Origin of the sequence: Streptomyces sp. NPDC007983 (assembly GCF_042958345.1) — a bacterium.
Taxonomy (GTDB): Bacteria; Actinomycetota; Actinomycetes; order Streptomycetales; family Streptomycetaceae; genus Streptomyces.
In genome coordinates this window covers 423909-436050 of sequence record NZ_JBIBJI010000005.1, presented here as the reverse complement: position 1 = coordinate 436050, position 12142 = coordinate 423909, and the positions used below count along the sequence as shown (strand labels likewise).

The 12142-nt window shown below is 67.6% G+C and carries 8 protein-coding genes and 2 pseudogenes; 7 read left to right on the top strand and 3 right to left on the bottom strand.

What is annotated here, in order from left to right:
* Window positions 1-645 precede the first annotated feature (645 nt).
* The 3 genes and pseudogenes from ACFZCY_RS18765 (at window position 646) to ACFZCY_RS18755 (ending at window position 2677) form a co-directional block, all read left to right on the top strand.
* Window positions 646-1761 (top strand): zinc-binding dehydrogenase, encoded by a 1116-nt coding sequence (locus tag ACFZCY_RS18765; protein WP_391174212.1) that lies wholly within the window; start codon window positions 646-648, stop codon window positions 1759-1761.
* A gap of 24 nt (window positions 1762-1785) precedes the next feature.
* Window positions 1786-2372, top strand: a pseudogene (locus tag ACFZCY_RS18760) (helix-turn-helix domain-containing protein); the annotation flags it as partial.
* Complete coding sequence (locus ACFZCY_RS18755; RefSeq protein WP_391174449.1) at window positions 2342-2677, top strand: hypothetical protein; 336 nt, start codon at window positions 2342-2344, stop codon at window positions 2675-2677. The pseudogene ACFZCY_RS18760 and the gene ACFZCY_RS18755, both read left to right, overlap by 31 nt.
* 15 nt (window positions 2678-2692) lie before the next feature.
* Here the strand turns inward: ACFZCY_RS18755 and ACFZCY_RS18750 are convergent.
* A pseudogene (locus ACFZCY_RS18750) lies at window positions 2693-3742 on the bottom strand (lyase family protein); the annotation flags it as partial.
* A gap of 49 nt (window positions 3743-3791) precedes the next feature.
* On the opposite strand from ACFZCY_RS18750, the gene ACFZCY_RS18745 reads away from it, so the two are divergent.
* Window positions 3792-5174 (top strand): FAD-dependent oxidoreductase, encoded by a 1383-nt coding sequence (locus ACFZCY_RS18745; RefSeq protein WP_391174215.1) that lies wholly within the window; start codon window positions 3792-3794, stop codon window positions 5172-5174.
* Window positions 5175-5203: 29 nt separating this feature from the next.
* On the opposite strand, the gene ACFZCY_RS18740 is transcribed toward ACFZCY_RS18745, so the two are convergent.
* Window positions 5204-6154, bottom strand: coding sequence for a WYL domain-containing protein (locus tag ACFZCY_RS18740; protein ID WP_391174218.1), 951 nt, complete (start codon window positions 6152-6154; stop codon window positions 5204-5206).
* Window positions 6155-6217: 63 nt separating this feature from the next.
* On the opposite strand from ACFZCY_RS18740, the gene ACFZCY_RS18735 reads away from it, so the two are divergent.
* Window positions 6218-8452 (top strand): ATP-binding cassette domain-containing protein, encoded by a 2235-nt coding sequence (locus ACFZCY_RS18735; protein ID WP_391174220.1) that lies wholly within the window; start codon window positions 6218-6220, stop codon window positions 8450-8452.
* Between the two features lie 53 nt (window positions 8453-8505).
* Here ACFZCY_RS18735 and ACFZCY_RS18730 read toward each other — a convergent pair whose 3' ends face one another.
* Window positions 8506-9243, bottom strand: a complete 738-nt coding sequence (locus tag ACFZCY_RS18730; protein ID WP_391174222.1) for a winged helix-turn-helix domain-containing protein — start codon at window positions 9241-9243, stop codon at window positions 8506-8508.
* Between the two features lie 383 nt (window positions 9244-9626).
* On the opposite strand from ACFZCY_RS18730, the gene ACFZCY_RS18725 reads away from it, so the two are divergent.
* Together ACFZCY_RS18725 and ACFZCY_RS18720 are read left to right on the top strand one after the other, a co-directional pair.
* Window positions 9627-10124 carry a hypothetical protein gene (locus tag ACFZCY_RS18725; protein ID WP_391174224.1) on the top strand — a complete coding sequence of 166 codons (498 nt, stop codon included), beginning with the start codon at window positions 9627-9629 and terminating at the stop codon, window positions 10122-10124.
* 821 nt (window positions 10125-10945) lie between these two features.
* Entirely contained in the window at window positions 10946-11986 is a 1041-nt protein-coding gene (locus ACFZCY_RS18720; RefSeq protein WP_391174227.1) for an aldehyde dehydrogenase family protein, read from the top strand.
* The last annotated feature ends 156 nt before the right edge of the window (window positions 11987-12142 follow it).

Sequence of the window (12142 nt, the reverse complement as noted above, 5' to 3'; positions counted from 1 at the left end):
ACGGCACCGCCAGGACGCATCCGAAGGGGGGTGGGCGTGACGCGATCCTGCCCCGGTATACGCGGTTCGCTCCGGGGTAGACGCGGGGCAAATGCCGCTCAAGGGCGGCGAGTGCGATGAAAGAGCCCTACATGGTCATTCCACTTGAGAATCAGGCGGCAGACGAGCAGGGCCTGGGTGAGCACGCCACGCTGCGCTCTGACGTGGCCTGGGACAGCGGAGTGGCCCACGCCGCTGAGGCACGCCGCGTTGTGCGCGCCTTTCTCGCCCGCGTCCCGCTGAGCGGCCCGCCCGCCCGTGCCGGCCTTTCTGGCCCTGGACGCAGAACTCGTCGTCAGCGAACTCGTCACGAACGCGATATGTGCACCCGGCCCATGCGGGCCGATCCTGCAGTTGTGTGACCGCGAACTGGCGATCACCGTGTGAGACACCTCCACCGCCGAACCGACGGTGAACCAAGGCGACCGGCACCGCTTCGGCGGTCACGGACTGCACCTGGTGCACGCCGTCAGCGACAGAGCCGTCCTCGCATCCCGTGCCCCGGGAAAGCGGATCACCGCCCAGACGCTGCCCCGTTCCCACAGGGCCCAGGAGGCAGGCCCTCATCCCATCCACGTGTAACGCAGCAGAGAACAGGACGAGCAGATGACCAGAACCTTCGCCGCCGTTTTAGAGGCACCATGTGCCGCTTTCGCTCTCCAGGAGATCCAACTCGACGAACCGCACCCGAACGAGGTGCTGGTTCGCATGGTCGCGGCCGGGCTGTGCCACACCGACCTCACCGTCCAGGCCGGCCACCTCCCGTTCGCCCTTCCCGGTGTGCTCGGTCACGAGGGTGCCGGAGTGGTCGAACTCGTCGGCGGCGATGTGAACCGAGTCAGGCCGGGCGATCATGTCGTCCTGTCCTTCACCTCCTGCGGGCGGTGCTCCCACTGCCGCGCCGGCCACCCCGCCTACTGTGCGACCTGGATCCGTGCCAACATCTTCAACGGCGGAGTCCGCACCGACGGAACCCATCCGCTGAGTCGCGACGGGCAGCCGATCGGCGGGCGATTCTTCGGCCAGTCCTCCTTCTCCACCCATGCCCTGGCCGACGAACGCAGTGTCGTGCGTGTTGACGACGACATGCCGTTTGAGCTCCTCGCCCCCTTGGGCTGCGGTATCCAGACGGGTGCCGGGACCGTGCTGAACGTCCTCAAGCCGTCTCCCGGCAGCTCGCTGGCCATCTTCGGAGTGGGCGCGGTGGGCCTCGCGGCACTGATGGCGGCAGCCCTCAATCCCCTGGGTACCGTCGTCGCCGTGGACAGGGTCAAATCCCGCCTGGCCCTGGCCGAGGAACTCGGGGCGACGCACACGGTGAACGCGGCCACCGACGACGTGTCCGCGGTGCTGCGGGAAATCACCGGCGGAGCGGGCCTGGACTACGCGATCGACACCACGGCGAACATGACCGTCCTGCGCTCCGCGATCGACTCTCTCGGCCCCCTCGGTACCTGTACCGTAGTCGGCGCGGCTCCCAAGGGGACCGAGCTGCCCGTGGACGTGACCGACATCCTGGCCGGCAAGAAGATCGTCGGAGTGACGGAGGGCGACGCCGATCCGGAGGCTCTCATCCCGCTGCTCATTGGCCTGTACCGGCAGGGCCGCCTGCCCCTGGACAAGTTGGTACGCCAGTACTCCATCGCCGACATCAACACGGCGGCGGCCGACGTGCACCACGGCGAGACCATCAAGCCGGTTCTGGTCTTCGACCACGAGTGATCGGCCGGGGCGTGCCCTGAGCCTCAGGGCAGGAAGAAGCTCACCCGGGGGCGGGAGACATACTCCCGGCTCATGCAGCAGGGTGTGAGCAGCCGGGAAGCGCGCCGGATCGTCGGGATCGGCAAGCGGAGCGGCCAGAAGTGGCACAACGGGCGTCACGCATACGGAAACCGGAAGGCGCTGCCACCGATCAACGCGGCGGCAGCGCCTTCCGGACCGTCCCGATAGTTACGCGAGGAAGACCGCATTCACATCGCCGACCGGCCGCGGGAGAAGGCGACCGTGCGGTCGATCGCCGCGGAGCTGGGGCCGCAGCCCGTCCACGGTCAGCCGGGAGATCCGCCGTAACCGGCACCCGGCAGGCGGCCACTGCCGCCCTCACACGGCCCGGGCCCGAGCCGATGCCCACCGGCCCCGTCCGAAGCCCGGAAAGACCGGCCAGAACCCGCAGCTGCGGGACTTCATCCGTCTGCCAGGCTCTCTACGTCCAGGGCCGGGGTGAGCTGCGCGGCGAACTCACCCGCGCTCTGCGCACCGGACGGGCCCGACGCCAGGCCCAGCAGCGCCACATGATCAGTGAATGGCCGACGGAAGCGGCGGATCGGGCCGTGAGCCATTCCACCCGTCCGGGCTGGACCTGTCCAGCTCTGCCCTGCGCTTCCTAACTGCTCGTCTGCGGGAGCACCGCCGCGTGCTCGGTACCCGCTGGCGGCGCCTGAGCACCGGCTGGCAGGCCCTGCTCACCCTCGCCCACCTGACGTTCGTCCTGTGCCTGCGTATCCTGCAATCCGCCCTGGTCTATGTGAACCCCCTGATGCTCCAGGGCATCCTCGGCGAACCGGAGTGGCCGGACCTCCTCACCCCTGCCGACCGGCGCGGCCTGACCGTCCGCTTCGAACCCATCGCCGCGGCTTGAGCCGGGGGCCTCACGTCATTCTTGTGTCAGCCCCATCCCGGTCCGAGAGGTCATGCAGTTGGCGAGGAGGGCCGCGAGTTCTTGTGCGGCGAGCAAGGTCGGATAGCGGTCCTTGATCCAGTGAGGGCGGAGCCGGACGCGGGCGACTTCGGCGAGGATGTCGAGCCCGGTCTCCTCCCTCCTGCCGTTCGGAGTCGGGGCCGGCATGCCCTCGAAGCTTTGGGCCCAGACGAAGCAGGCGTGTGCCAGGGCGGTGCGGCGGGGCCCGGGAGCCGCACCGAACAGTTTGTGCAGCAGGCCGAAGGCGGTGCCGTCGGCGGGGGTGCCGTGAAGCATCGCGGCGATTTCCTGCTCGGCACCCTGGGCTTGCTGTCTGATGCGCTCGGTCAGCTGGTCGAGCGCACGGTCGAGGAGTGTCCGGTCCGGGGCGGGGCTCGTGAGGAGTTCGGGATCGCACAGGATGTGCGCGGTCGCTGGGTCGGCGATGTTGAGTTCGACCGTTGCCTCTTCGATTGTCCGGCCGGTGGCTGCTGCGAGGTGGGCGACCCGGGCGCCGGCTTCGTGGCCGTAGAAGGCGGCGACGATTGCGGACAGGCCCAGGGAGCGTTCTGGTTCCATGAGGTGGTCAGGGCGCATGCCGTGCACGCAGCGGTCGGTGAGCAGACGGGCGGCGGCGGTGAGCAGGCCGCAGGAGTCCAGAAGGTTGGCGGCGATGACGGTCTCCCAGACGTTGAGGTCCGGATCAGCGGCGGCCATGGTGGCTGTGACCGCTTGGTCGTTGCCGCGGACCTGGAAGCCGATCTGGATCACGGTCTCGGGGACGGCGGGGTTGACCTTGCCGGGCATGATCGAGGAGCCGTCTTGGAGGGCTGGTAGCACCAACTCGCCGAAGCCGCCGCGCGGGCCCGAGGCCAGCAACCGGAAGTCCTGGGCGATCTTCGCGAGCTGGACAGCAGCGTTCCTGATCGTCGCAGCAGTGCTCAGGTGGTCACCGTGCTGTAACTGGGCCAAGGGGGCGGGGTGGGCGCGTACCGGTAGCCCGGTCACCTCGCCGAGGTGTCGGTGTACGGCTTCGTCGAATCCCGGCGCGGCGCCGACGCCGGTGCCGACGGCCGTGGCGCCGAGCGGTCACGTCGTCATCGTGGGGGCGGGTCTGGCCGGCCTCGGCGCCGCGTACGAGCTGACCAAGCAGGGCACGCGCGTCACGGTGCTGGAGGCGTCCGGCCATCCGGGTGGCCGGACCAGGACCCTGCGCGCCCCGTTCGCCGACGGTCTCCAAGCCGAGGCCGGCGCGATGACGGTGACGAACCAGTGCGACGACTACACCGTGCACTATCTGCGCGAGATGGGGGTCGAGACCGAACCGAGCGACCTCGTCGGCACGGACTTCTCGTACTACCGCGACGGCACGCGCATCCGGCCGGACCAGACGGCGGACCACGCCGCCCTCCTGGGCCTGCACCCGGACGAGCGGGACCTGACCATCGAGGAGATGGTGGCCAGGTACGTCACAAAGCCGAACAAGGACATCGGCCCGGAGGTCCTGGCGCCGGTCTGGAGCCCGTCGCCGCGGCTGCTGGAGCTCGACCAACTCTCGGTGCGCGAGGTGCTCCAGGCCCGGGGCGCCTCCGCCGCCGCGATCAGCCTGATCGAGCCGTACTTCCTGGAGATGCGCGGGAACGAGCTGGGGACCGCGTCGGCCATGGCGTGGGCACGCTACGAGTCGGGCCCCTGGTCCCTGTCGGCGCCGGGTGCCGATTGGCGCAAGATCAAGGGCGGTACGGACATGCTGGCCCGGGCCCTGGCCGACAGGGTCGCGGATCATGTCCTCTACCGGGCGCCCGTGATGCGGATCGCGCAGGACGACCACGAGGCGCGGGTGACCTTCCTCGACCGCAACCGGCTCCAGACGCTCACCGCGGACCGCGTCATCGTCACCGCGCCCTTCGCGAGCATACGCCACATCAACCTGGGGATGGCCCGGCTGTCCCCGGAGAAGCACGCGGCCATGCGCCGGATGCGGTACGTGTCGGCCACTCGCGTCTTCCTTCAGATGCGCAGGCAGTTCTGGCCGGAGAAGCAGCTGATGCTGTCCACCGACGGCCCGGTCCACACCGTGCGTGACGCCATGCCGCGGCGGCCGGCGGGACGGAAGATTCTCGAGTGCTGGTTCAGTGGTTGGTCCGCTCAGGCGGTGGCGAGCATGGGCCCGGAGGAGCGCGTCGATTTCGCGCTGGACGAGGTCGAGCCGCTTCTCCCCGGCACGCGCGCGAACTTCGAGCTCGGCACGTCCTTCTCCTGGGACAACGAGCGGTACATAGGGGGTGCGTACGTGCTCCCGGAGCTGGGCCACCACGCGGTGATGGAGCACGCACGGCGCCCGGAGGGACGGATCCACTTCGCCGGCGAGCACACCTCCTACGAGCCCAATGGCGGGTCCATGAACTACGCGCTGGAGTCCGCCGTCCGGGTTCTCCTCGAACTGTCGGGCTCGTGATGTCGCGCGCCGCCGGGACGGCGGGCCGGTCACGCACGGCCGAGGCGGGCGCCGAACCGCCGCAGCACCTCGCGGAACTCCGCGGGCTCCTCGACGCGGAAGTCGGCGTCGAGGAAGGCGAGACGCGGCAGGAGCCACTGCCAGGAGTCGAGCATGAGGACGGCATGGGTCCCGCCTCCGGCGGCCGCCGTGAGGTCGATGTCCTCATGCGCGAACGCGTCCGCCACCTCCGTCATCGGGGCGTCGATCGTCACCACCACACGCTGCCGGTTTCTGTTGATGCCCTGGCGGAGGTAGTCGACGCCGGTCCCCGCGGGCAGCGCGTGCGGTGCGAACGTCCTGCTCTGCGCCTGGAGTTCACTGACGCGGTCGATGCGGAACACACGCCAGTCCTCCTTGTCCGTGTCCCATCCCAGCAGGTACCACCTCAGGAGCAGGTGGATCTGGCGATAGGGCTCGACCCTGCGCGAGGTGGCCGTCCCGTTCGCGTCGACGTAGTGGAACGTCACGACGCGCTCGTGCGTGATCGCTTCGGCGAGCGTGCTCATCGTCTCCGCGCTGATGCTCGGCGTCGGCGTCGGCGTCGTCTCCAGGCTGGTGCGCAGCGCGGCCACGCGGGGGCGCAGCCGCTTGGGCAGGTACTGATCGACCTTGCCGTAGGCGCGGATCGCCGCGTCGTCGACGCTGCCCTCGCGCGCGTTGCCGGTCGCGCCGAGGGCGGCCAGGCCCAGGAGGGTCGCGATGGCCTCGTCGTCGTCGAGCAGCAGCGGGGGCATGGTCCGCCCGGCCGTGAGCCGGTAGTAGCCGCCCGGGCCCGGCTGCGTCTCGACCGGGTATCCGTAGCCGCGGAGCCGGTTGATGTCGCGCCGCAGGGTGCGCGGGGGGACGTGCAGCCGGGCCGCCAGCTCCTCACCCGTGAACGTCTTGCCCGACTGCAGCACCACCAGCAGAGCGAGGATGCGTTGCATGACATCGGCCATGACCGCATCGTCGCAGACAGTCGCGGCCACTTTCCGTCCACATCTCACGGTACGGTCCTGAATATGTCCAAACGAGCGATCCAGATCAGGCGAGCCCGTACCCACAACCTGCAAGACCTCGACGTGGACGTGCCCCGCTCACAAGTCGTGGTCTTCGTCGGCGTGTCGGGCTCGGGCAAGTCGTCGCTGGTGTTCGACACGATCGCGGCGGAGGCGGGCTACCAGCTGCACGAGACGTTCCCGCCCTACATCCGCAACCGGCTGCCGAAGTGGCCCCGCCCCGAGGTCGGCGAGATCGAGGGGCTCTCCCCGGTGGTGGTGATCGACCAGCGGCGTCTGGGCGGGAACGCCCGCTCCACGGTCGGCACGATCACGGACACCTGGACCTACCTCCGGCTGCTGTTCTCCCGGGTGAGCACACCGCACGTCGGCGAGTCCAGCCACTTCTCCTTCAACGACCCGGCCGGCATGTGCCCCACCTGCTCGGGCATCGGCGAGGTCGTGGCCAGCGCCGTCGACCGTTTCATCGACCTGGACAGGTCGCTGAGCGAGGGCGCCGTCCTGCTGCCCGGGTTCGCCGTCAGCGGTTACTGGTACACGAACTTCGCCGACATCGGCGTCTTCGACGTCGACAAGCCGCTGCGCCACTGGAGCCGGACCGAGCGGGACGCGCTGCTGTACGGCATCGGGTCCGCCGGGTCGCTGGCGAACCGGCTTCCGAAGGGCTACCAGGGCATCGTCGAGCGGTTCGAGCGCATCTACCTGCGTACCTCCGACGACATGAACGACCGCAAGAAGGAAGCCCTCGCCAAGTTCACCCGTTCCGAGGTGTGCCCGGACTGCTGCGGGGACCGCCTCAACAAGGCGAGCCGGGCGGCCACGGTGCTCGACCACACCATCGGCGAGATGGCGCGGATGGAGGTCGATGAGCTCGCGGAGCTGGTGACGGGCGTGACCGACGCAACCGTGGCACCGGTGGTGGCCGCGCTGACGGAACGGCTCCAGGCGATGATCACCATCGGGCTCGGCTACCTCCACCTCGGCCGCGCCACCACGACGCTCTCGGGGGGCGAGTCCCAGCGGATCAAGACCGTCAAGCACCTGGGCAGCAGCCTCACCGAGATGCTCTACGTATTCGACGAACCCACCGTCGGACTGCACCCCCACGACATCGCCTCCATGACCGAGCTGCTCAAGCAGCTCCGGGACAAGGGCAACAGCGTCCTCGTGGTCGAGCACGACCCCGCCGTCATGGCCATCGCCGACCAGATCATCGAGGTCGGGCCCCTCGCGGGCGCACACGGCGGAACGCTCGTCTACCAGGGCAGCTTCCGTGGCCTCCGCACGGCCGGCACCGCCACGGCGGCGGCGCTGTCACAGCGCCGCCGCGTCAAGGACGATCCCCGGACGCCGCGGGGACACATCACCGTGGCCGACGCCACGCGCAACAACCTCAAGAACGTGACCGTGGACATTCCGATGGGTGTGACAACCGTGCTCACCGGCGTGGCCGGCTCCGGGAAATCCAGTCTCGCGAGCGAACTCGTCGCCCAGCACGACGCGGTCGTGATCGACCAGAAGCAGGTCAGCACCAACCGCCGTTCGACCCCCATCACCTACACCGGGATCGCGACCCCCATCCGTAAGGTTTTCGCACGCCACAACCAGGTCCCAGCCGGCCTGTTCAGCGCCAACTCCGATGGCGCCTGCCCCGAGTGCAAGGGCCTCGGGTTCGTCACCACCGACCTGGCGTTCATGGAGGATCAGGAGACGGTCTGCGAGACCTGCCAGGGGCGCCGGTTCACGCCCGAGGTCCTGAAGTACCGGGTCGACGGGCTGTCCATCGCCGACATCGACGACCTCACGATCACCGACGCCATCGACCGGCTCTCCGATCGCACGGTCACGAAGGCGCTGCGCCACCTCGACGAGGTCGGCCTGGGCTATCTGCGGCTCGGCCAGCCCCTCACGTCTCTCTCCGGAGGTGAATGCCAGCGCGTGAAGATCGCCAAGGAGCTCCGGGACTCCACCGGGCCGACCCTCTACATCCTCGACGAGCCCACTACCGGCCTGCACCTACGCGACATCGACACCCTGCTGAGCCACCTCGACAGCCTGGTGGACCACGGGCACACCGTCGTGCTGATCGAGCACAACCTCGACGTCATCCGACGGGCCGACTGGATCATCGACCTCGGCCCCGGTCCCGGGAAGCACGGCGGGCAGATCCTCTATCAGGGGCCCGTCGCCGGCATCACCTCCACGGCCACCGCCGACGCGCTGTACGAAACCGTCTGACCCCGTCGCCACGGCACCGCCCGGGACCACTGCACGACCCCGAAAAGGGTCTTCTAGTCACCTGTTCTCAACTCACCCGATATCATCTCATTGCAGAATCTGAAGCCGATCCCGCGCACCGTGACGATCCACTGCGCAGAACCGAGCTTCTTGCGGATGCTGCTCAGGTGCGTGTCTATCGTCCGGCTGGCCAGCGACGTCACTTCCGGGTCCGTGTTGTCGTAGGCCCACACGCGCCGCAGCAGCTCGGACCGGGAGAAGATCTTCCCCGGCTCGCCCGCGAGAAGGTGGAGGATCTCGAACTCCGTGCGGGTCAGTGCGATGAGTTCGCCACCGACCCGGACCTCACGCAGGTTGGGATCGATCTCCAGTTGGTCAGCGACCAGTAACGGTTGGGGTTTGGCCCGCACTCTCCGCAGCAGTGCTTCAAGACGCGCCATGAGCTCGCGACTGGGATAAGGCTTCGTAATGCAGTCGTCACACCCTATTTCCAGAGCGAGCACCCGGTCGAGCTCGTCCTTGGAGAAACCGATCATCGGGACGTGACTGGCCTCGCGGATCCTCTTGCACAGCGTGAGTCCGTCGAAATCCTTGAGGTCGAGATCAATGAGAACGACGTCGAAGTCGTGGGCGGTAGCCATTGCCTGTACACCCGTCTCAGCCGCTTCGGTACCGAAACCGTGGCGTTCAAGGTCCTTGACCATCACCTCTGCACCTTCGCAATCCGCAACGACCAGTAATCTCACTTCTTGGTCGATCAACACTTCCTCCTGTCTCGTCGATGCGATCATGACGGACCGACCCTCTGACATCGGGTTCGCGGCACGCGATGATCGCGGCCCAATGACACGTACCCCGCCTAGCGGATTTCGAACAATCCCGTCTGACCGTGCGTTTCTTGCCACCCTGACGCGCCATATTCCAAGATCTCTTGCCGCAATCGACAGCCAGTGGAGGAACGTGAACGGCATCGGAAGATTAATTGATCACGGACACACTTCCGTTACGAGGTGCACAATGGCGACACGAACGCACACTTTCCAAAAACGCATTCTCGCGACGCAAAGACGGTTGCTTCTCCAACCGGGCCAGCGATAAGCTATCACTGGCATCAGGATGGACTCCGGCCAGGCATGGAAGAAACTGACTTCAACTGTCGGCCTCATAACCACTCTTGACCAACGAGGCGTCAACATCATGTCGGCTGAGTGGTCCTACTACGTCAACAAGAACCCCTCTCTACGTATCCGTTGCGCACAGTCCGCGTGCCGACACGCGCGCAGCCCTGGAAGCCGGCGGTGAATTCGGGCTGACACTCTGCTCGGCGGGCCAGGCGGCCCTCGCCGACTTCGCCGGCAGCTTCTCGACGCCCGATGTGGACAAGTCAGCCGGCGAGCTGATCAGCTTCGGGCAGCCCGCCGGCACCGCCACGCCCTGGACCCAGGGCGTGGCGGTGCCGGCACTGGAGTGCGACGAGTGGCACGTGTGGCTACTGCCGCCGGACCGCACAGAAATCGACCTCGGCACGCATCCGTCGCCGGCGTACGGAGACTTCCTCGGCGATTTACCCCTGCCGACTTCCCCTGACGCCCAGCCGGGCACCCGGATCCGGGTGGAACGCCCGGGCGCGCAACCCGGCTACGCCACCTTTGGCCCTTTAAGTCACGGCTGACCGAAGGCGGGTTTGAGCCTTGTCGTGGCAACACTGTCACGACTTTGTCAGCGCCGTCAGGCCGCTCGGCATCCTGTGAAGGTTGCCGGTGAACTCCCGGACCCTGCGGATACGATTGAGAGATCTACTGATGGAAGAATTCGAGGCCACATCATCCGCACATCCATGATGCGCTCTCAAGAGGAAAACCACAGACCAGGACGGCTCAGCAGCAGGGATAATTCTCTGTAGCCGTTGACAGGTCAGAGTCGCGGCAGAGGAGAAGAGAGACATGGCACGACCACATTATTTTTTGGCGTATCTTATTTCTTTACACCTCAGGCCTGACATATTTTTCTTGAGGCTAGCTCCTCCCACTCTGCCAGGTCAATCTTCAATCAAGATGTTGGCTTGGATTGTTCGCCTGCACTCAACCAACGGAGCTTCTCCAGTTGGTGCAGAACCTCAACGACGCCCGCCATGAAGGGCGGCCTCACCCCGATCAACCTGATGAGGACCGCCTGGGGCACCCGTGTGACGCGACCGATGTCGAGCGCCGCGCACCAGCTCACCGGCGGCGCCGACGACCCGATCCCCGTCGAGTCCCGGCCGCATCGACCAGTCCTTGGCGACAACCAAGTACTGGAAGGCAACTGTGACCACCTTCGACCTCGATGGCCACACCCGCCCGGATGATGACCGCCCCAACATACGGAGTCCTGCCATGAGCCGCACCGCCCTCCCCCTGCCCGTGCGCCATCTGGCCCAGATCCACGCCGACGGCACGTGGAAGACCGCCACCAACACCGAGACGTCACCCTGCTGGACCCGGTTTCTCCCTGATGAACAATGTCGACGCCCCGGCGATGGTCCTCCGCTACTACGCGGGCCTGTCCCGTGGGCTGGAACAGGAGGAGACCCGCATCTCCGTCGGGCCCGGCAGCCGGACCGTCGTACGGCGTGAGCCGATCGGCGTGGCGGCTGTCATCCCGCCGTGGAACTACCCGGTGTTTCTCGCCATCACCAAGATCGCACCGGCGTTGGCGGCAGGCTGCACTGTCGTCTTCAAGCCCTCGGTGGAGACCTCGCTGAGCGGCGCCCTGCTGGTCCGGATCGCGCAGGAGGCCGGGCTGTCGGCCGGCATCGACAAGGTCGCCTTCACGGGCGCCACCTCCACCGGCCGCCTCATCGGTGCCGAGTGCGGCGAACGCCTCATCCCGGCCAACCTCGAACTCGGCGGCAAATCCGCGGCGATCGTCCTCAACGACGCCAACCTGGAACACACCCTGCAGGGGCCGGCGTTCCTGTCGTTCCTCAACACCGGGCCCGGCCGCTACGACCGGATCCTCGACGGTCTCGTCGAGATCACGCAGCAGCAGGTGATCGGCGATCCCCTGGGCCCGGCGACCACGACCGGACCGCTGATGAGCGCCCGCCGGCGCGAGAAGGTGGAACAGCACGTGGCTTTGGGCGTTGCGGAGGGGGCCAGGCTGGCGACCGGGGCCGCCGCCCGGACAGCCCGGCCACGGGCTGGTTCTACGAGCCGACCGTCTTCGGGCACCTTCGGAGTCAACGGATACCCGCCCGACATCGTATCCAGGGTTGCTCACACCAGTGACCACGTCCACGACCACGGCGGTGATGGCCGACGGCGCCGGTGCCCTCCTATGGCGCAGGAAGAGGAGCGGGAGGGTGCGATCGTCGGCCTGGTGACGCGGTTCTGCGACACGTCCTGGACGGCTGTCAGCCATGCCGCCGGCAGCTGTGACCAGTGGGACATAAGCGCGACAGCAGTGCGGGTGCCGATAAATCATCCACGCAGCTCAGGCCGCGTGCTGGTACTCGTGGAGTGCTCCGCCGAGTCGCGGCCTGGCGTCGCCTGAGCAGTTCACGATGCCAGCGCAACACCGTGTCGGGCCGGACCAGCAGCAGGAGGTGCCGCAGCCTGTCTCGGACCTGCTCTCTTTCGGACCCGACTGGGATGGTTTCGCGGAGGACCTGAAGGCCCGAGCCGCCCGCCTGGAGAGCTGAACTCCCCG